19 protein-coding genes are annotated in these 20206 nt (G+C 62.7%); 13 read left to right on the top strand and 6 right to left on the bottom strand.

What is annotated here, in order from left to right:
* Genes ACO06F_RS14110 through ACO06F_RS14125 form a run of 4 tightly spaced genes read left to right on the top strand, consistent with a single transcriptional unit; the run spans position 1 to position 4078 of the window.
* The gene (locus ACO06F_RS14110) at positions 1–831 is read left to right on the top strand and encodes a carbohydrate ABC transporter permease (RefSeq protein WP_421693384.1); all 831 of its coding nucleotides are present in this window, start codon (positions 1–3) and stop codon (positions 829–831) included.
* 1 nt (position 832) lies between these two features.
* On the top strand, positions 833–1834 hold the full coding sequence (locus ACO06F_RS14115) for an ABC transporter ATP-binding protein (protein WP_421693385.1): 1002 nt from the start codon (positions 833–835) through the stop codon (positions 1832–1834).
* Positions 1834–2604, top strand: a complete 771-nt coding sequence (locus ACO06F_RS14120; RefSeq protein WP_421693386.1) for an L-iditol 2-dehydrogenase — start codon at positions 1834–1836, stop codon at positions 2602–2604. The genes ACO06F_RS14115 and ACO06F_RS14120 overlap by 1 nt, the downstream gene beginning before the upstream one ends.
* 4 nt (positions 2605–2608) lie before the next feature.
* The gene (locus ACO06F_RS14125) at positions 2609–4078 is read left to right on the top strand and encodes a mannitol dehydrogenase family protein (RefSeq protein ID WP_421693387.1); all 1470 of its coding nucleotides are present in this window, start codon (positions 2609–2611) and stop codon (positions 4076–4078) included.
* A gap of 84 nt (positions 4079–4162) precedes the next feature.
* On the opposite strand, the gene ACO06F_RS14130 is transcribed toward ACO06F_RS14125, so the two are convergent.
* From ACO06F_RS14130 to ACO06F_RS14145, 4 genes are read right to left on the bottom strand one after another with little or no spacing between them, the layout of a single operon-like run.
* The gene (locus tag ACO06F_RS14130) at positions 4163–5143 is read right to left on the bottom strand and encodes an aldo/keto reductase (protein ID WP_421693388.1); all 981 of its coding nucleotides are present in this window, start codon (positions 5141–5143) and stop codon (positions 4163–4165) included.
* 4 nt (positions 5144–5147) lie between these two features.
* Complete coding sequence (locus tag ACO06F_RS14135; protein ID WP_421693389.1) at positions 5148–6170, bottom strand: ELM1/GtrOC1 family putative glycosyltransferase; 1023 nt, start codon at positions 6168–6170, stop codon at positions 5148–5150.
* Positions 6160–7326 carry a glycosyltransferase family 4 protein gene (locus ACO06F_RS14140; RefSeq protein WP_421693390.1) on the bottom strand — a complete coding sequence of 389 codons (1167 nt, stop codon included), beginning with the start codon at positions 7324–7326 and terminating at the stop codon, positions 6160–6162. Before ACO06F_RS14140 ends, ACO06F_RS14135 begins: the two co-directional genes overlap by 11 nt.
* A gap of 8 nt (positions 7327–7334) precedes the next feature.
* Complete coding sequence (locus tag ACO06F_RS14145; protein WP_421693391.1) at positions 7335–8267, bottom strand: hypothetical protein; 933 nt, start codon at positions 8265–8267, stop codon at positions 7335–7337.
* A gap of 140 nt (positions 8268–8407) precedes the next feature.
* Between ACO06F_RS14145 and ACO06F_RS14150 the strand changes: the two genes are divergently transcribed.
* The 3 genes from ACO06F_RS14150 to ACO06F_RS14160 all read left to right on the top strand — a co-directional run bounded on the left by ACO06F_RS14150 (position 8408) and on the right by ACO06F_RS14160 (position 11893).
* Positions 8408–9475 carry a mitochondrial fission ELM1 family protein gene (locus ACO06F_RS14150; protein WP_421693392.1) on the top strand — a complete coding sequence of 356 codons (1068 nt, stop codon included), beginning with the start codon at positions 8408–8410 and terminating at the stop codon, positions 9473–9475.
* A gap of 39 nt (positions 9476–9514) precedes the next feature.
* Complete coding sequence (locus tag ACO06F_RS14155; RefSeq protein WP_421693393.1) at positions 9515–10843, top strand: sugar-transfer associated ATP-grasp domain-containing protein; 1329 nt, start codon at positions 9515–9517, stop codon at positions 10841–10843.
* A 75-nt stretch (positions 10844–10918) separates the two neighbouring features.
* Positions 10919–11893: a sulfotransferase domain-containing protein gene (locus ACO06F_RS14160; RefSeq protein WP_421693394.1), complete on the top strand. Its 975-nt coding sequence runs from the start codon at positions 10919–10921 to the stop codon at positions 11891–11893.
* Here ACO06F_RS14160 and ACO06F_RS14165 read toward each other — a convergent pair.
* The gene (locus tag ACO06F_RS14165; protein WP_421693395.1) at positions 11846–12544 is read right to left on the bottom strand and encodes a sulfotransferase; all 699 of its coding nucleotides are present in this window, start codon (positions 12542–12544) and stop codon (positions 11846–11848) included. The two genes, ACO06F_RS14160 and ACO06F_RS14165, sit on opposite strands and share 48 nt — an antisense overlap.
* 85 nt (positions 12545–12629) lie before the next feature.
* Complete coding sequence (locus ACO06F_RS14170; RefSeq protein WP_421693396.1) at positions 12630–14330, bottom strand: ABC transporter ATP-binding protein; 1701 nt, start codon at positions 14328–14330, stop codon at positions 12630–12632.
* A 222-nt stretch (positions 14331–14552) separates the two neighbouring features.
* On the opposite strand from ACO06F_RS14170, the gene ACO06F_RS14175 reads away from it, so the two are divergent.
* Genes ACO06F_RS14175 through ACO06F_RS14200 form a run of 6 tightly spaced genes read left to right on the top strand, consistent with a single transcriptional unit; the run spans position 14553 to position 20190 of the window.
* Positions 14553–15287: a putative nucleotide-diphospho-sugar transferase gene (locus tag ACO06F_RS14175; RefSeq protein ID WP_421693397.1), complete on the top strand. Its 735-nt coding sequence runs from the start codon at positions 14553–14555 to the stop codon at positions 15285–15287.
* Between the two features lie 16 nt (positions 15288–15303).
* Positions 15304–16308 carry an NAD-dependent epimerase/dehydratase family protein gene (locus ACO06F_RS14180; protein WP_421693398.1) on the top strand — a complete coding sequence of 335 codons (1005 nt, stop codon included), beginning with the start codon at positions 15304–15306 and terminating at the stop codon, positions 16306–16308.
* Positions 16289–17797: a hypothetical protein gene (locus ACO06F_RS14185; protein ID WP_421693399.1), complete on the top strand. Its 1509-nt coding sequence runs from the start codon at positions 16289–16291 to the stop codon at positions 17795–17797. The genes ACO06F_RS14180 and ACO06F_RS14185 overlap by 20 nt, the downstream gene beginning before the upstream one ends.
* Positions 17778–18437 (top strand): AAA family ATPase, encoded by a 660-nt coding sequence (locus tag ACO06F_RS14190; protein ID WP_421693400.1) that lies wholly within the window; start codon positions 17778–17780, stop codon positions 18435–18437. Before ACO06F_RS14185 ends, ACO06F_RS14190 begins: the two co-directional genes overlap by 20 nt.
* Complete coding sequence (locus ACO06F_RS14195) at positions 18434–19495, top strand: glycosyltransferase family 2 protein (RefSeq protein WP_421693401.1); 1062 nt, start codon at positions 18434–18436, stop codon at positions 19493–19495. The genes ACO06F_RS14190 and ACO06F_RS14195 overlap by 4 nt, the downstream gene beginning before the upstream one ends.
* A complete protein-coding gene (locus ACO06F_RS14200; protein ID WP_421693402.1) occupies positions 19492–20190 on the top strand; it encodes a hypothetical protein in 699 nt (232 codons plus the stop codon). The genes ACO06F_RS14195 and ACO06F_RS14200 overlap by 4 nt, the downstream gene beginning before the upstream one ends.
* Positions 20191–20206: the final 16 nt, after the last annotated feature.

Genomic DNA, 20206 nt, shown 5'->3' on the forward strand with positions numbered 1-20206 from the left:
ATGGCACGCGCAGTTCCGGTCCGCCGCAGGCTCATCTTCACCGCCATCGCCTGGGCGATTGCCTTCGTCATCTTCTTTCCCATTCTCTGGACCATCCTCACCAGCTTCAAGAGCGAGGGTGAGGCCGTCTCCATTCCGCCGAGCTTCATCTTCTTCGACTGGACGACGGAAAATTATGGGGTGGTGCAGGAGCGTTCGGATTATGTGAAGTTCGCGATGAATTCCGTGATCCTGGCGCTGGGCTCCACGGCCTTCGCATTGCTGATCGCCATTCCTGCTGCCTGGGCCATGGCCTTTGCACCGGGGAAGCGCACCAAGGATCTTCTGATGTGGATGCTCTCCACCAAGATGATGCCGCCGGTGGGCGCACTGATCCCGATCTATCTGATCTTCCGGGACCTGAAGCTGCTGGATACGCATATTGGCATCGTCACCGTGCTGATGCTCCTCAACCTGCCGATCATCATCTGGATGCTCTATACTTACTTCAAGGAAATTCCGGGTGAGATTCTGGAGGCGTCGCGCATGGATGGCGCGTCCGTCGGCAAGGAGCTGATCTATGTGCTGGCGCCCATGGCTGTGCCGGGCATTGCTTCCACCGTTCTCCTCAACATCATCCTCGCCTGGAACGAGGCGTTCTGGACCTTGAGCCTCACCACCAAGGATGCAGCACCCTTGACCCAGTTCATTGCCTCTTATTCGAGCCCCGAAGGCCTGTTCTGGGCCAAGCTTTCGGCCGCCTCAACCATGGCGATTGCCCCCATCCTGGTGCTGGGCTGGTTTGCGCAGAAGCAACTTGTCCGCGGCCTCACATTCGGAGCAGTGAAGTAACATGGGCACGATTTCCCTGAAGAACGTCCGCAAGGCCTTCGGCGATGCCGTCATCATTCCGGGGGCCGATCTCGAAATCGGGCATGGCGAGTTCGTGGTCTTCGTCGGGCCGTCGGGCTGCGGCAAGTCCACGCTGCTGCGGCTGATTGCGGGGCTCGAGGATCTGACCTCCGGCCACATCCTCATCGATGGCCAGGATGTCACCGACGTGCCGCCCGCCAAGCGCGGGCTTTCCATGGTGTTCCAGTCTTATGCGCTCTATCCGCACATGAGTGTCAGGAACAATATTGCCTTCGGCCTCAAGATGGCGGGGATGCCGAAAGATGAGATCGACGCCAAGGTGACGAAGGCCGCGGCCACGCTGAACCTCACGGATTATCTGGACCGCAAGCCCCGCCAGCTTTCGGGCGGGCAGCGCCAGCGCGTTGCCATCGGCCGCGCCATCGTGCGCCAGCCCAAATGCTTCCTGTTCGACGAGCCGCTCTCGAACCTCGATGCCGCCCTGCGCGTCAACATGCGCGTCGAGATCATGCAGCTCCACCAGGTGCTCGGCGCCACCATGATCTATGTGACGCATGATCAGGTCGAGGCCATGACCATGGCAGACCGCATCGTGGTGCTGAACAAGGGCAGGATCGAGCAGGTGGGCTCTCCGCTCGATCTCTATCACAAGCCCAACTCCGTGTTCGTCGCGGGCTTCATCGGATCCCCCAAGATGAACCTGATCGGCGGTGCGGTTGCGGCGAAATTTAACGCGGCCACGGTGGGGATCAGGCCGGAGCATGTGGCAATCGTTCCGTCAGGGGGGGATGTCTCCGGCACCATTGCCTTGACCGAGCACTTGGGGGCGGATTCCTTCCTCCATGTCGACAGTCCGGAGGCCGGGCGCCTCATCATCCGGGCGCCGGGCGATTTCGGGGGTAGGCCGGGTGACCCCATCACCCTTCGCTTCGATGCGGCCCGCATCCATCGTTTTGATTCTCAGGGAAAGGTTCTGGCCTAATGCGTCTTCAGGGAAAAACCGCCATCATCACCGGTGGAGCGCGCGGCATCGGCGCTGCAATCGCCGAAGGCTACGCTCGTGAAGGTGCGCGCGTCTGCGTGGCGGATCTCAACTTCGCCGAAGCACATGAAACGGCGGAGCGCATCGGCAACGGCGCCTTCGCCTTTGCGCTGGACGTCACCAAGCTCGATCAGATCAAGGCCTGCGTCGCCGCCTGCGAACAGCGGTTCGGCGGCATCGACATTCTGGTCAACAATGCCGCGGTGTTTGATCTCGCACCCTGGGGCGAGATCACCGAGAAGAGCTATGATTTCATCTTCTCCGTCAATGTGAAGGGACTGATCTTCATGCTGCAGGAGGTGGCGGAGAGCATGAAGCGGCGGGGCCAGGGCGGCAAGATCATCAATTTCGCCTCGCAAGCCGGCCGCCGTGGCGAGCCGCTGGTTTCGATCTACTGCGCATCCAAGGCCGCCGTCATTTCGATCACGCAATCCGCGGGGCTTGCTCTCATCAGCCATGGGATCAATGTCAACGGCATCTCTCCGGGCGTCGTCGATACGCCCATGTGGGAGCATGTGGACGGGCTTTTCGCCAAGTACGAAAACCGCCCCAAGGGCGAGAAGAAGCGCCTTGTCGGCGAGGGCGTTCCCTTCGGTCGCATGGGCAAGCCCGAAGATCATGTGGGCTGCGCCATTTTCCTCGCCTCACCTGAGAGCGATTATGTGGTGGCGCAGACCTATAATGTCGACGGCGGACAGTGGATGAGCTGAGAGAATGACCATGCTCTCACGTGCCACACTTGCCGGTTTGAAACCCGGCATCGCCGTTCCGAATTACCGTGCGGATCAGCTCTCGCCCGGCATTCTGCATTTCGGCCTCGGCAATTTTCACCGCGCGCATCAGGCCGTTTATCTCGATACGCTGTTCAACATGGGAAAAAGCCGGGACTGGGCCATCATCGGCACCGGCGTCAGGCCCGCCGACCGGCAGATGCATGATGCGCTGGCCCCGCAGGACTGGCTCACCACCGTGGTGGAGCAGGAGGCCAATGTCAGCCGCGCGCGCGTCACCGGCGCCATGGTGGATTTCATCGCGCCGGAAGAGCGTGAGGCGATCGTCGCGAAGCTGGCCGACCCTGCGATTCGCATCGTCTCCATCACGGTCACCGAAGGCGGTTATTTCATCGATCCTGCCACGGGTCAGTTCAATCCGGCTTTTCCGGAGATCGCGCGGGACGGCAAGACTCCGCAAGATCCGCACACGGTGTTCGGCCTCATCGCGCTGGGGCTGAAGAAACGGCGGGATGCGGGGGTGAAACCCTTCACGGTGATGTCCTGTGACAATATTCCCCATAATGGCGTGGTGGCCCGCAATGCCGTGTCAGGTGTTGCACGGCTTTACGATGCGGGCCTTGCGGACTGGATCGCCGCCACGGCATCCTTCCCCAATGGCATGGTGGACCGCATCACGCCGGCGACGACGGATCGCGAGCGTCAGCTCTGCGCGCAGGATTTCGGCATCGAGGACAATTGGCCGGTCTATTGCGAGGAATTCATCCAGTGGGTGCTGGAGGATGATTTCTGCAATGGCCGTCCCCAACTCGAAGCCGCCGGCGTGCAGTTCGTGGCGGATGTGACGCCCTTCGAATTCATGAAAATCCGCATTCTCAATGGCGGCCACGCGGCGATTGCATACCCTGCGAGCCTGCTCGGCATCCACTTCGTGCATGATGCGATGAACCATCCGCTGGTCGGTGCCTTCTTTGCCAAGATCGAGCGTGAGGACATCATGCCCACCGTGCCGCCCGTGCCCGGCGTGGTGCTGGAGGATTATTACAGGCTGATCCACCGCCGCTTCTCCAACCCGAAAATCGGCGACACGATTCCCAGGCTGGCTTTCGATGGCTCCAACCGCCAGCCGAAATTCATCGTGCCCGTGGCGCGGGACAGGTTGAAGGCGGGTGCCTCCATTGATGCGCTCGCCTTCGAATCGGCGCTCTGGTGCCGCCATTGCTTCGGCAAGACTGAAACGGGCAGGGACATCACCGCAGGTGACCCTCTCTGGCCGCGCCTCACCGCGCTGGCGCAGAAGGCAAAGGCCGATCCGCTCGCCTGGCTCTCCATGGATGACGTCTATGGCGATGTGGCGCAGGCGGAGGTGTTCCGCACGGCGTTTGCGAAGAGCCTTGGCGAGATCTGGAGCAAGGGCACGGAAAGGGCGTTGGGAGATTTCGTGGAGAGCTAGGACTTTACAGGTCTTGGTGACTTTCCCTTCTCCCATCGCGGGGCAACGAGGAGAAGGGACAATACCGGGGGATAATTGCAAGCCCTACTTATCAATCGCCCGCATCGAAGCCGGAATGTAGCGCTCGCCCGCTGCCACACCCTTGGGGAAAGCTGCGGCCAGCCGCCTGAGGTCACTCACGGTGAGCACCACTGCCTCGGCTGCGGCATTCTCTTCGAGGTAGCGGCGGCGCTTGGTGCCTGGGATGGGCACGATGTCCTCGCCCTGCGCCATGACCCAGGCGAGCGCCACCTGGCCGGGGGTCGCGCCCTTCTCGGCGGCGAGGGCCTCCACCTCACCCAGCAGCGTCACGTTGCGCTCGAAGTTATCGCCCTGGAAGCGCGGCGTCGCCAGGCGGTAGTCCTTCGCGTCCAGGCTCTGCTGATCCTTGAAGCGGCCGGTGAGGAAGCCGCGGCCCAACGGACTGTAAGGCACGAAGCCAATACCTAAGCGCCGCACCGTTGGCAGGATTTCGTCTTCGACGTCCCGCGTCCACAGTGAATACTCCGTCTGAAGGGCGGCAATGGGGTGCACCTTGTGGGCGCGCTCCAGTGTGCGGGGCGAAGCCTCCGAGAGGCCCAGATAGCGGACCTTCCCTTCCTTCACGAGCTCCGCCATGGCGCCGACTGTTTCTTCAATGGGGGTATTGGGGTCCACCCGGTGCTGATAATAGAGGTCAATCACCTCGATGCCGAGGCGCTTCAGGCTCGCTTCGCAGCAGGCCTTCACATAGTCCGGCTTGCCGTTGACGCCGAGAAAGGCGCCGTCCGCCGCGCGCACATTGCCGAATTTGGTGGCGATCACATAGTGCGCGCGCTTACCCTTGATGGCGCGGCCGATCAGCTCCTCATTGCGGCCCACGCCATACATGTCGGCCGAGTCGAGGAAGTTGATGCCCAGCTCCAACGCCCGGTGGATGGTGGCGACCGATTCCTGGTCATCACGGCCTTCGTAGAAATCCGACATGCCCATGCAGCCGAGGCCCATGGCGGAAACGGTGAGTGGTCCGAGGTTGCGCTGGTGCATCGTGCTAGTCCTTTTCTTTGGTCATCAACTGTCGCAGGGATTGTGCGGCCCTTGCAAGATCACGCTGCGCCGCATGCGGATCCGCTTCCGCCGGGGGTTCACCGAACCAAGACAGACGCCGTTCCGCGGCGAGGCGGGAAAAAAGTTTGCGGCGGTCGGGGGCAACCTCGATCACCCCTGAGTCGAACAGCCAGCGTGCGGGACTCAACAGCCGGCTTTGACGCGCGACCGCATGCGCATAGAGCCACTCGCCCGTGCGCCACTTCATCGTATGGGCCTGGGCGAGCGGATAGATCGACACGGGCTTCCCCGTCGCCAGCGCGTCCGACACCATAGAAACGGAATCGCTCGTCACCACGATCTCCGAGGCTTCCTCGAGTACGGCACGGTAGCGGTTCTCGCCCTTGCCGAAGACGCCCAGCACATGCGGCGGCAATATGCGGCGCTGGAGGACGGCCACTGCCGCAGGCGGGGTGCGCGGACTCGTCTGTACACTGAGAAACAGATCTTTCCGGGCGGCATAGGCGAGAGCGTCAGCGGTGAGCCTCTCCGCCGCGGCAGCATCCAGAATATCGGGGAAGGCTGGGCCGCCGATGATGACGGCGATGGGCCCCTGTGGTCTTTCGCCAGCAGTCGCGGACGTCTCGTCTGAGAGCGGCATCGAGAGTTCCACCACATTGTCTGCAGAGGGAATGCGGTATTGCGCGGTGGTGATGACGAGATCGAAGCCCACAGCAGAACCCGCGGGCCGGCCCAGGCACACGATCTTCGTGTGCCAGCCAGACCGGCGCTTGATCTCGCGCGCGATGACGCTTGGAGATGCTTCCGCGCAGAGCACCAGGCCCGGCCAGGGAGGAGACGGCATGTTGCGGAGCAGGAACTGCGACAGCACCGGGATTTCAGGCCCTGCGAAAGACAGTGTCTTCACCTCAAAGGGCCAGCCCAGGGCTTTGGCCAGCACCAGCATCTGGTCAAGGTCACCCTTGCGTCCGCGGGAGAGGATCCACACCTGCGGGTCAGCGGCCATGTTCGCGCAGCACTTCCGCATAGCTGTTGAGCAGGCCCTCGAGAATCGTGTCCCAGCTATAGATCAGCGCGCGCGCCCTGGCGGCCTCGCCCATGTGGCGGCGCAGGCCTTCGTCCTTCACCAGAACCTCGAGCTTCGCAGCAAGGCGTTCTTCGTCGCGCGCACTCACCAGATGTCCGGTGATGCCATCCGCCACCAGCGAATTGCTGCCGCTGGCAATGGCATTGACCGCGGGCAAGCCGCTAGCCATTGCTTCCAGCGTGACATTGCCGAAGGTCTCGCTTTCCGAGGGGAAGAAAAAGATGTCGGAGGAGGCATAGGCGCGGGCCAGTTCCTCCCCGTGCAGGAAGCCCACGAAAACGCCGTGCTTGAGCCCTGCCTTCATCGTGGGCATTTCCGGGCCATCGCCGATGACCAGCGGTCTCACTTTCAATCCCCTGGCGCTGAGCGTGTTCATCACCCGCATGTAGATGGCGATGTTCTTTTCCTTGACGAGACGCCCTGCAAAGCTGATCGCCACCTCGTCATCGGCCACGCCTAAGCTGCGGCGCCAGGCCATGTCGCGCTTTAGGGGCGAGAACAGCTCACTGTCGACCCCGCGCGCCCACACTTCCACATGGGTGGACTGGCCTTGCTGGCGGATGATCTCCGCCATCGAGTCCGAGGGCGGATAGACGCGGCGCACGCGATTGTAGAAGTTGCGCATATAGCGCTGGCCCAGCTTCTCGAAGAGGCTGAGGCCATAGAAGCGCAGGTAGGTGTCATAGCGCGTGTGGTAAGAGGCAACGGCCGGCACCTTCCAGGCTTCGGAAAGCTTCAGCGCCTGATAGCCCAGAATGTCCGGCACGGCGATGTGGAAGAGGGTGGGCCGGAACGCCTTCAGCCGCTGGCGCGCGGCGTCTGGCAGGCCCAGGGCAATCCGGTATTCCTTGCGCGTCGGGATCGCGAAGGATGGCACGGGCACGAGCTCGCCCACTGATTGGAAGGCCGGCGTTTCCGCCACAGGCGCGAAGACGAGGACCGGCACGCCACGCTTTTCCAGAAACGCCACAAGGCGGTTCAATGTCAGCGCGACGCCATCCTTGATGTAATTATAATTGCCGGTGAACAGGGCCACCCGCAATTCTGGCGCGGGTGGCTCTGCCGTATCGTCCACCTGGCCGCTCAGGCCGCGGCCTTGAGGGGGGTGAGCGGGGGCAGCGGCGGGGCGGCCTTCATCACCTCAACCGAGTCATGGCGGATGTAGTTCTTCTCCATCGCTTCCTTGATCTGCGCGTCGCTCACCATACCCGCCTCATAGGCGCCCTTGAGGAGGCCGTAGAACAGGGCTTCCTGGCGCGGGTCCGGATGGCGGGCATAGCGGCCGAGGAGCGCATGGTCTCCGAACATCTTGCGCCGCATGCGCATGATCCAGCCGATCACGGGTACGAACTCGGTCGGCGTGTAATCAACCTTCAGGCCCGTCTTCCAGGGCTGGGTGCGGCGGCGCGTGTTATGGATCATCCGGGTGGCGGGGGTGAGCTTGTCGAAGTCGTTCCACTCATTCTCGAACACGCCGATGGTGTTGGGGTCTTCCATCAGCAGCGAGATCCAGTTGTGATAATCGCGCTTTCCTTCGAAGAGTTCGTTGAAGCCCTTTTCCACGTCCCAGTGCTTGAGCTTGGCGCAATCGAGCAGCATGACGGAGGAGGCGAAGGCGCCGTTCTTGAACTTGGAGCCACGGCACATAATGGCCTTGCCCTGCATGTCGCGCGTCAGAAGTTCCCACACATCCTGCACGGCGAAGACATCCGGGTCGACCGCAAGTGCGCGGCCCTTATAGCCCATCAGCTGCGGCGGCAGGAAACGCGTCAGCGTGAAGGATTGCAGATCGTTCTCGTGCCAGACGCGCTCAACCCCGTGGCGCTTGTAGCTCTGGCCCTCACGCTTGGCGAACCACGGGTGGTCTTCCTGATGCATGATGGAGACATCGAACTTATCCGCATGTGGCGAGCGCTTCATCGAATAGGCGGAGACGATCGCGCCGATCGACTGCTTGTTGTTGGTCTGGATGAACACGTGAGGCCGGACGGCCCCTTCATTCTCGGTCGAAGCCATGAGAATCCCCGATACTATTGCTAACTACGCCCCCCTGTATCATGTACTGGCGTGAGCTTCAAACGCCGCGCCTGCGCGGCTCTCTGTCACAAGGGCCTAAACCATTGCAAGAGAACGGGAATTCAGGCTTGCAACAACGCATGCCACGGGTCTGGATTCTGCAGAGCCCGCATTCGGGGGACAATACCCAGCTGCGCGCGATCAGCGCCGCACTTGGCTGGCCCTTCGAGGTGAAGCGCCTCTCCTACCGGCGCTCCGAAGGCCTGCTGCGGCTGTTTAGCCTTGCCACGCTTGCAGGTGTAGACCGCGCGGGTTCGAGCGCGCTCGCAGCACCATGGCCTGATCTGGTGATCGCGTCCGGCCGCGGGGCAGAGGCTGTGTGTTTCTGGCTGAAGCGGCAAAACCCGAAGCTCCGCATCGTCTTCGTGGGAACGCCCTGGTCGGCGCTCGCGAAGTTCGATCTGGTCATCACCACGCCGCAGTACCGGCTGCCGCAAGCGCCCAATGTGCTGCACAATCTGCTACCGCTGCATGATGTGACGCCGCAGCGGATCGCCGATGAGGCTGCGCGCTGGGAGGAGCGGCTCCGGCACTTGCCGCGGCCCTTCACCGCCGTGCTGGTGGGCGGCAGCAGCGGGCCTTACTTGTTCACGCCCGAGGCTGCCCGAAGGCTCGGCCAGGCCGCTTCGGCATTGGCCAGCGCTGATGGCGGATCGTTGCTCATCACCACCAGCGCCCGCACGGGGCTGGTGCAGGCAGATGCGCTTGCAGCAAGCCTCACTGTGCCGCATGTCATGCACCGGTGGGGAGAGGCGGGTCAGGACAATCCGTTCCACGCCTTCCTCGGCCTTGCGCGCCAGATCGTGGTGACGGCGGATTCGATATCGATGATGGCGGAAGCCGCCAGCACGGGAAAGCCGGTGCTGCTCTTTGATATCGAGGACGGCCGCTTCGCCATGCGGGCGGAGGGCGAGGGCCAGGCGCCTATCGGCTGGCGTGGCCGCAGTGCCGATGCAACGCTGTTCCGTGCACTGATCAATGTGGCGCCGCCGCGGTTCTCGCGCGACCTCAGGGTCGTCCACCGCCAGCTCATCGCCGCGGGCCTAGCGCAATGGCTGGGCGAGGCTCCGGCCGCTCCGGCAGGACTCCCGCCGGGGGATGAGCTTTCGCGCTCGGCGGCTCGCATCCGCGGGCTTTTTGGCCTATGAGCGGCGTCACGAATCCAACCTTGTCTGAGTTCTGACCTGATGCCTGACACTTCCCTTGGCAACCGCATCGCTGCGCTGAAAGGTGCAGCCTGGAAGGCGTTGCTGCGCTTTGGCGAGAATTTTGCCTATATGGTGGCAGGCCTTCCCATGGCGCTCCGCCGCATGTTCCGCCCGCGCCCCACGCTGGCGCTGCCGCCCGCCGAATATCTGCACCGCTATTATGCCTGGAGCTATTGGCGGTTGCCCTTCGGCGTCCTGAAAGGGCTGGTTGCGGGACTTGCCTGGTTCCTGGCACTTCCCATTGCGATCCTCATCTTCACCCGCCGCAATAGCCGCGCCATTGCCGCGCGCTCTGGCGTCAGCATCACCGCGCAGGTGCTGGGCCAGGTGGAGATGGCGGCACGCTTCGCCATCGCCCCCTTCTGGTACTACATGTTCGAGCTCTATCTGCCGGACCGGAAGAAGCAGGCGGCCCTCTATTTGACGGCGCATGAAACGATTGGGCCCGCCTATTCGCTGCTGCAGCCTCCGCCCCAGTCCGACGGCATGGATGACAAGATCTGGTTTGCCGAACATTGCCATGAACAGGGGGTCAGGGCCGTGCCCGTGCTCATGCATTTCGCCAGGGGCGAGCGCCAGCCACTCAAAGGCGGCAGCGAAATTCTGCCGGAGGGCGATCTCTTCGTGAAGCCGCGCTCGGGCTCTGGCGGACACAGGATGGAGCGCTGGGATTTCATCGGCCAATCGCGTTACCGCAATGCCCATGGCGAGGTGTTGACGGCCGAGGAGTTGATGGCAAAGCTCACCCGCCAGTCGCTCAAGGATGATTTCCTGGTGCAGCCGCGGCTGTCCAACGATCCGGCCCTGGATGACATTTCGAATGGCGCGCTGGCCACGGTGCGGCTTCTTACCTGCCGCAACGAGGCGGGGCTTCCGGAGGCCACCAACGCTGCCTTCCGCATGGCAATCGGCAATTCAGTGGTCGATAATTTCCACCAGGGCGGTCTTGCCACGGCGGTGGACCTGAACACCGGTGTCATCGGAATCGCGTCCGATATCGGCATCAGGCCAGATGTGGGTTGGCGGGACACCCATCCGGTGAGTGGTGCTCTCTTCAAAGGCCGCACATTGCCGCATTGGGACCAGGTGGTGGCACTGGCCGTCAAGGCGCATGAGGCCTTTCCGGAGCGAATCGTCGTCGGCTGGGACGTGGCCATGCTCCCTGATGGTGCGATGATCATCGAGGGCAATGGCAAGCCCGACCTCGACATCCATCAACGGGCGGAACGGGGGCCTGCCGGGCAGAGCCGTATCGCCAGCCTTCTCGCCTTTAATATCGAAAGGGCGGAACAAACACGCTCTCGTTGAATTTGGGTTACATTGCTGAAATCGGTTTCGTTTGCTAGATTCAACAGCTCACTCAGCCTGGAAGGCCCTGTGCCGATGTATGTTCCCAATGCCTTTGATGTCCGGACGGGCCTTCGTCAGCTGATCTCCTACAGCTCTCTCGCCCTCCCCCAGGACACAGGGGTCAGGCTGGAGCGCTGGTTCAGGGGATTCGAGGAAAAGAAGAAGCTCGACTCCTCGGATGGAGTTGTTGCCTCCTTCGGCAAGAGCGGGCGTACCTGGCTGCGGGTGCTGCTGTGGCGCTATTTCGCCCACAGGAGCGGAGCGGCCTGCGACAATGTCTCGAGCCTTGATGAATTCCGCAATCGATTTACGAATGCGCCCGTGCTGTTCTTCACACATGACAATTACCTGAAGGACTATCTGGGCCATGACCGGAAGGCGGAGATCTATGGCAAGCTCCCCGTCGTGCTTCTGGTGCGTGACCCGTGCGATACGGCGGTGTCGCAATTCTTCCAGTGGAAGCACCGCATGACGGCGCGCAAGAAGGTGATCAATCACTATCCGCTGGAGGATGTCAGCGTTCATGACTTCATCGCCGGCGTGGAAGCGGGCGTTCCCAAGATCATCGAATTCATGAATGACTGGGCTGACCAGATGAGCGCGATCCCGAAGCTGATGGTCGTCAAATATGAGGACCTTCGCAAGGATACGGCAGGCGAACTCCGCCGCGTGCTGGAGTTCTTTGGACAGGCGCCATCTGCAATCGATCTTGAAGATGCGGTGCGTTTCGCCTCGCTGGACAATATGCGGCGCATGGAACAGGAAAACGCCAAGAAGACCGGCGCCCACCGCAGCATGAAACCGGGTGATGCCAGTGACCCGTCGAGTTTCAAGGTGCGCCGCGGCAAGGTGGGTGGCTGGCGCGACTATGTAACCGAGGAACAGGCAGGTGCCATTGAGCGCATGGTGCGCGAGGACCTGAACCCCATCTATGGCTATTCCGGACCGGGGTCCGAGGTACTAGCTCCGCATATTCCGGTGCCGCTGAGCCCTGCTGCCGCTGAGTGACCAGAAGCTGGCATCCAGCCGGTAATCGGGCGCCAGAAAGCGCACGAGGTCTTGAGGCTTGCCGCTCTCGATCTGGAAGATCATGAAGCGCGGATAGGCTTCGAAATGCGCCATCACCTCGGCCTTGTGGCGGGCGTAATGGGCGCGCCAGAGATCGGGGGCCTGGCTTTCGTCAATCTTCATGGCACTGGCATAGCGCGCCACGAAGCTGCCGCGCGGCCCACCGTCGTGGCTGAGGCGTGAGAGCACCCATTTTTCCACCGGCCGGTCATTGAAGATGAAATAGGCATCGGGATGCTGAGCGTGAAGTTCGCGGAACCAGCCATTGCCCTCGATCACCTCCGTGTTCGATAGGAAGATCATGTCCGAGAACACGTCATAATGGTCAAGATGGTGCAGCAGCGGCAGGCCGGCCTCGTGATTGGCTTGCATCAGCTTGGCAATGGGCGGCAGCTTGAGCCTCTGCGCCATGTAACTGGAGCTGTGGACGGAGAGATATCCGTTGTCGCAGAAGAAATTATGGAGCGTCTTCGTTCCCGTCTTGTTGAAGCCGATGAAGAACAGCTTGGGCCTCCGGCCCTTCACCCCGGCGCGCTGCATGGCGCTGCGGGCCAGAAGGTGCAGGGGAAAGAAATGGCTCTTCACCGTCATCGTCCGAGCCCTCCCCTCATTGTCAGCTTCTCGACAGGCTTATGCTAGGGCAGAAAGCAGCCTCTGCCAATCCGCCGTGGACCCTTTAAACCTCAGTGCTGCTCAGTTCCGTCACGTGTCCGCTGCGCACTTCATAGAGCCGGTCCGCCACCTCCACCCAGGCATCGCGGTGGGTGATGACGATGATGGTGAAGGCATGCGCGAGATTGCGGATGTTGCTCACGATCTCCGCTTCGGTGGTGGGGTCCAGCGCGCTCGTCACCTCATCGAGGATCAGAATGTCGGGCCGCGTCACCAGCGCGCGCGCAAGGGCGATGCGCTGGCGCTGGCCGCCTGAAAGCCTGGCACCCATTTCGCCCGCACTCGTGGCAAGCCCATGGGGGAGCGAGGCGATGAACTCTTCAAGGCCCGCAAGCCTGACGGCCTCCGCCACATTGGCGTCCGTCAGGCTTTCATCGCCCAGGCAGATGTTCTCGCGCAGCGGCGCATGCAGCAGCGAAAGCTCCTGAGACACATAACCGATGCGCCGCCGCAGCGTGGCGATGTTTAGAGCGTTGAGCGGCGTGTCGCCCAGCAGTACGCGGCCCGTCTGCGGGCGGTGGAGGCCCACAAGAAGGTCGATCAAGGTGGTCTTGCCGCTGCCCGAAAGCCCTTTCAGCACGGTGATCTCGCGGGCGGGGATGGTCAGGCTCACGTCATGCAGCACCGGCTCGCCGTCATAAGCGAAGCTCACATGCTCGAAGCGGAAATCAGCACCCGCATCGGGTGCCAGGCTGCCGAAGGCGGGCTCGCGGTTGGCCTCGGTCAGGCTGATCAGCTGCGTCACCCGGTCATGCGCGCTTTCGGCCTGCACGAACTGCTGCTGCAGCTTCTGCAGCCTGGTCACATTGCCGACCACCTGCATGAAGAGGAGGCCACTCACCAGGAGCGAGGCAAAGGACACATGGAAATAGATGAAGGACACATAGATCACGGCCACCAGCGCCAGCATCGTCACCACATCGCTGATCTGGGACAGGGTCTGCCGGGCAATTTCACGGCGCGTCAGGGCCCGCTTGAGCCTTCGCATCGCCTGGCGGATCGCCGACTGGAAGGACTCGTAGCGCTGCATGGTCTTGAGCGGCTTGATGTTCGCAAGCAGCTCCACCGTCTTGACCGTCAGGTCTTTCGTGGCATCCGTCTGCTTGCGGCCGGCCCGCTTGGACATCAGCACCAGGAAGCGCAGCGCCCAGGCCATCACGCCGCCCACGGCAATCCCAAGCAGCGCAAGTTTCCAGTCCACCAGCAGCGTGACGATCACATAGATCAGGGACTGGATCGCCATGGCGCAGAATTGCGCGGCCAGGAGATAGGCATCGCCGGCGCGCGTGGCCTCGCCGCTGATGGCGGTGGCGAATTTCCCGCTCGCCTGGCTCGAATAGAAGCGCCAATTGGCATGAAACAGCGCATCGATCAGCCGCTGGCGCAGCCTGACGGCAACCTGTGCCGCGGAAATCCCCGCATAGGTGAGCGTCAGGAAGCTGATGATGGCCTTGAGGATGAAGGCCGCGCAGATCAGGATCAGTATGGTTTCCAGCGTGGGTGGAAGGCCCATTGCCTGCAGGAAGCGCTCGAAACCCTTCCCCACGGCCGAATCGCTGCCCGGCCCGTTGGAGATGATGGAAATCGCGGGCAGAAGTGCGGAAATGCCGATCGCCTCACAGAGGGAGGACAAGAGCAGCGAAACCAATACCAGAACCGGCCGTGTGCCTTCCGCGCCGAAAAACAACTTGAACAGCTTGACCATGCCGGAGGTCCCGAAATCCCACGTTCCCGCATGGGTTTACCTGCGGTCCCTGCGCTTGCAATACGGCGGATGGACGCCTAAAACGGCCTCCAAATCCGAGGGTTTTTCCGCAACTGCGAAAGCCTCGATTGGGTTAGACGAGTTTCCGGGGATTGCAAGCCCTAACTGGCTTGGGCGGGGTGAACTTCGCCGCACGGCACGCGCGGGCGAAGGAGCGGTTAAGTGGAGCACGAAAGAGGCATCGTCTACATCGCGGTTGGCGCGGCCTTCGTGCGGGATGCGGAACGCTCGGCGCGCTCTGCCAAGCGCATCCATCCGGAGCTGCCCATCTGCCTGTTCAGCGATGTGCCGTCGGATGATCCGGCCTTCGACATCCGCCGCCAGATTGAAAACCCGCACCGGCGCTCCAAGCTGGATTGCATTCCGCTGACGCCCTTCCGCGATACGCTCTATCTCGACAGCGACACGCGGGTGATCGGCAGCATCGTGGAACCCTTCGGCCTTCTTGGCCGCTATGATCTCGCAGCCTGCCATGTGGAAAACCGGCACCCGGTGTCCTCCGCCACCGCAAGGCTCAAGGGAGAAGGCGTGGAGCCCGGCTTCACCGGCTTCAACGGCGGCGTTTTCTACTACCGGATGAGCGATCACGTGGGCCGCTTCTTCGCGCGCTGGTCCGAGGATTTCCGCAAGGAGAACGCCAAGTGGGATCAGCCCGTCATGCGCCGCCTGCTGTGGGAGATGCCGGAGGTGAAGGTGATCGCCATTCCGCCGGAGTTCAACGTGCGCACCTTGCGCGGCCTGCTGTTCCGCTCCGCCAATGAGTCGACGGCGCGGCTCCTGCATTTTCCCTGGTACAAATCACGCGACTCCCTCTCCTGGCGGCTGTGGCGCACGCTGCGCACCTTGCGGGTCTATCCCTGCAATGCCGTCACGATGATGCGCGCGTTTTTCCGTTAATCGGTTACAAGAGGTCATGCGCAAGGTTCTGATCACGGGTACGGCTGGCTTCATCGGCTATCATCTGGCACAGCTGCTGCTGGCGGAGGGCATGGCAGTCCATGGCTATGATGCCTTCACCGACTATTACGACGTCACGTTGAAGCAGGCCCGCCATGCGCGGCTTGCCCGCACCAATGCCTTCACCTCGACGCTTGGCCGCGTGGAGGATCTGGCACTCCTCACCCGCGTCACGCAGGACTTCGCGCCAGATGTGATCGTCCACCTCGCGGCGCAGGCCGGTGTCCGCTACAGCCTCGAAAATCCGCAGAGCTATATCGAGAGCAACGTCGTCGGCACGTTCAACGTGCTCGAATGTGCCAGGCTCGCGCAGGTCTCGCATCTCGTGCTCTCCTCCACATCCTCCGTATACGGCGGAAACACCGCAATGCCGTTCCGCGAGACGGACAAGGCAGACCAGCCGCTCACCATCTATGCGGCCACCAAGAAGGCAGGCGAGGCCCTGTCTCATTCCTATGCCCATCTCTGGGGCATCCCGACGACGGCGGTCCGCTTCTTCACCGTCTATGGCCCGTGGGGCCGGCCGGACATGGCATTGTTCAAGTTCACCCGTGCCATGCTGGAGGGGAACCCGGTCGAAATCTACAATGGTGGCGATCTCTACCGGGATTTCACCTATGTCAGCGATCTCGTGGAGGCCATCCGCCTGCTGATCGACGTGCCGCCGCGCAAGGGAGAGCCCGTTGCCGGGAATGACAGCCTGTCCGAAGTGGCGCCTTACCGGGTTGTCAACATCGGCAATTCGGAAAAGGTGCGGCTCCTCGATTTCATTGATGCGCTGGAGGAGGCCCTGGGCGTCAAAGCCGTGCGCCACTACATGGAAATGCAGAAGGGGGATGTCTTCGCCACCTGGGCAGACAACAGCCTGCTGAAGAGCCTGACCGGCTTCAGCCCCACCACGGATTACAGGACGGGCGTTCGACACTTCACCAACTGGTATCATGACTATTACCGGGCCTGATTTGCAGCCGCTCGCCAAGGCGACGGCGCTCGGGCAGGCGCTGTCCGCCGCAGGCCATGGCTTCGTGCACTGGAAAAGCAACAGCCACCTGGCGCAAGCGCTTGCGGGGTTGACCGACATTGACATGTTCGCCGATCCCGCGCGGCAGGGTGCGCTTCGTGAGACGCTCCGCGTGGAAGACTGCCTGCAGATCGTCAGCCGTCCCTGGGCCAGCTACCCCGATGTCGAAGACTGGCTGGCCTTCGATGAGGCGAGCGGGCGCTTCCTGCACCTTCACCTCCACTTCGCGCTGGTCACGGGGCTGAGGCGCGTCAAGCATCTGCGGCTGCCCTGGGGCGATCAGTTGCTGGCCAACACCTCGCATGCGCTTGATGCAGCCTGGCCCACGCCCACGCCTGAAATGGAGCTGCTGATCCTGCTCGTCCGCATGTGGGCCAAGATGCCGCTGTGGCGCCGGGCCTTTGCCCCGCGCCTTCCCGCTCATGTGCGCCGCGAACTGGACTGGCTGCTCGGCCGCTGCAATGCCGGCACGCTGCAAGGCCTCGCCGCACAGCTCCTCCCCGGTATCGCGCCGGATGAGATCGCGGGCCTCGTCCGGCAGCCGCCGCCAGCAGACACGGAGGTTCTCGCCCTCAGCCGCCGCATCTATCGCGCGCTTGGCACGGCACAGCGCATGGCCTGGCCGGTGGCCCTCGTGACGGCCGCCAAGCTCAATCTCGAGGCCTACACCTCGAAGCAGCTTCGGAAGCTCAGGCCCCAGACCGTCACCGGCAAGACGGTTTTGGGGAAGGGGCTTGTGGTCTCCTTCATCGGCAGCGATGGTTCTGGCAAATCGACGGTGACCCGCGAGATCCGCAAATGGTTGCGCTACAAGCTGGACGTTCATGGCTATTACATGGGCTCGGGCCAGGGCAGCACGCGCCTTGCCGACAGGCTGCGGCATGGCTTCAAACCTACGTCATCGAAGGTCAAGACCAAGAGTGGTGCAGGAAAGCCCAGACGCAAGCCGGGGTTCATCGGCAAGCTCCTGTCGCTTCATCATCTTGTGGCCATCCGGGCGAAGGTCCGCGCCCTCAGGCAGGCCCATCGCCTCGCGGCCAATGGCAGCATCGCGGTGCTGGACCGGTTCCCGCAATCGCAGGTCTTCGGCATCTATGATGGCCCGCGGCTTCAGGATGGCCAGTCCTTCGCCTGGGCGGCGCGGGCGGAACTGGCGGCCTTCGATGCGGCGGAAGCACTTTCACCTGACCTCGTTGTGAAGCTCTCGATCCCGCCCGAGGTTGGCCACGCCCGGAAGCCCGACCACAATGCCGAGACCATCCGGCGCAAGGCGGAGATCACGGGGCTGCTTCGCTTCCCCCACGCGCGCGTGGTGGTGATCGATGCCGCGCAGCCGCTGGACCAGGTGCTGCTGGCGGCAAAGCGGGCCGTGTGGCAGGCGCTGCGTGGCACTGCGGAAGGGGAGGGTCATGCCAAGCCAACGCCGTGATCCCATCATCGAATTCGTCGGCGTGCCGGGGGCCGGAAAATCGACCATCGCCCGGGCGCTGCGCGAGATCTACCCTGGCCTGCTGGGCCCGCAGGTGCCGCGTGCACCGTTTCGCGCGGATGCCCGGCTGCTGGCGGCAGCCGCAGGCCTGTTTCTGTCGCTCAGGCCCCTTGCCGCCAATGATCCGAACCGCTTCGCCAAGCTCATCGAGGCGCATTACGTCTATCAGCACGGCTTGGCCGCCCCGCTTCTGCTGGAGCAGGGGCTGGTCCAGCGGCTGTGGTCGGCAGTGGCCGATCGCACCCGCTATTCGCCCGAGCGGCTGGCCGCCTTCGCGCGCCTTCTCGCAGGCGCGGGGCCCGATGTGATCATTTGGGTCAGCGTCAGGCCTGAGGTTGCTGCAGCCCGCATCCACGCCCGGCCGCGCGGCAACAGCCGCTATGAGCGGATGGATGAAGCTGAAATCATCAGAAGGCTTGGCCCCGCGGCGGAGCTCTACGCAACGCTGGTTTCCCTCTACCGCCAGCATTCGCCAGCCGCGATCCTCGAGCTTTCAAGCGATGAGCCGGTTGCTGCAAATGTGGAGCGCGCTGCCCAGTTCCTGCGCCGCGCGCTTCCCCAGCTCAAGAGCCGCGCATGACGGAGATCTCCGCCACCGAACTCGCACTGTCCGTGCGCTTCAACCGGCCCATCCAGAACGGCCCGCTGACGCTCTTCGCGGTGATGCGGAACGAGATCTATATTCTTCCGGCTTTCCTCGCGCACTACCGGGCGCTGGGCATCGAGCAGTTCGTGATCGTCGATGATGCGTCCGACGATGGCACAAGCGAATATCTTGCGGCCCAGCCCGATTGCAGCTCCGGCATGTCGCCAATCCGCTTCGGCATGCATGTGACGATCAGCGATCCCTCGCATACCGGTCTTTCAGGCCGCGCGGGCCCCATCTTCAAGCGCGTGGTGCCGGACCACTATCTCAGGGGCCAGCATGTGCTGATTGCCGATGCTGACGAGTTCCTGCTGCTGCCCCCCAGCCTGCCGCGGGTTCCAGACGTCGTGGCGCTGATGCAGCAGCGCGGCTGGAAATCCGTCGCTGCGTCTCTCATCGATTTCTATCCCGAGACACTCGAGGAACTTGGCGATCCCGCAGCCCCTGCCGATGTTTCGGAGCTCTTCACGCGATTCGGATTTTTCGATGCGGTTCCCTTCATCACGCTCACGCCCGGTCAACAGCCGGCCAAGACGGGCGAAACGGCGTCCGAGCGCCTGTTCCGCCTGTGCGGCATCCGCAATGTTCCCCCGGCATTCAGTTTTCTGCCGCGCTGGCTCAATGCGCGCCTCCCCTGGGGCGTGCCCAGTGCGGCGTGGTTCAAGACGCCCATCATCCTCTATGACGGCGCCACCTTCATGGTGGCCTCGCATGCGGCCAATGTGCCGCCGCCGCCAGAAATCATGCTGGCCATGGCGCATTTCAAGTTCACCGGTGATACTTATGCCAAGATACAAACCGCGATCCGCCTCAAGGCGCATGCGCGGAAGGGGCAGAAATATGCCCATTACGAGGAGATGCTGCGGGTCATGGAGCAGCGCAGGCTGGGCTTCCACGGCCCGCACTCGGCGCGATACACGGCACCTTCGCAGCTCATCGCGGCGGGGCTCATGACGCTGCCGGAGCAAGGCCCGGGAGGGGCAGAGACATGATCTATTCAGCACAGCACAATTTCATCTTTCTCAAGACCACCAAGACGGCAGGCACCAGCTTCGAGATCGTGCTCTCGAAATATGCAGATCCCGCAGATATCGTGACGCCAATCTCGGATGAGGATGAGAAGACGCGCCAAGCCTTGGGCTTTCCGGGCCCGCAGAACTATCTGGAACCTCCGGGCTTGCTCCAGCGGTTGGGCTTCAGGAAGGCCAGCAAGACATTCTACAACCATATCCCCGCCGCTGAGGTTAGGGCAAAGCTCGGGGCAGAGCTGTTCGGGCGCGCGCTCAAGGTGTCGATCGTGCGCAATCCCTATGATCTTGCGGTCAGCCGCTATTTCTGGAGCCACCGCAGGCAGGATGATACGTCGCCTGCGCATTTCCGGGCGTGGCTCCTGTCCCACCCACCCGTGCTGAAGAAGAACCGCCTGATCACGCACATCGATGGCCAGAGCGCTGTTGACCTGATGATCCGCTTCGAAGCCTTCGAGGAGGGGATCACCCGCTTTGCAGCACAGACCGGCCTGCCCGGGACGCTCTATGCCGAGTTCGATGCGATGAGGGCCAAGGGCCAGTACCGGCCCAAGCGGGCGAAGACGGCAGACATGTTCGAAGGCTTTGCCGAGGGCAAGGCCGTGATTGCCCAGATGTTCGCGGAAGACATCGAACGCTATCACTATTCCTGCCCGTGATGGGCACCTCCGCACA

The organism is Aestuariivirga sp., from assembly GCF_965227715.1.
Taxonomy (GTDB): Bacteria; Pseudomonadota; Alphaproteobacteria; order Rhizobiales; family Aestuariivirgaceae; genus Aestuariivirga.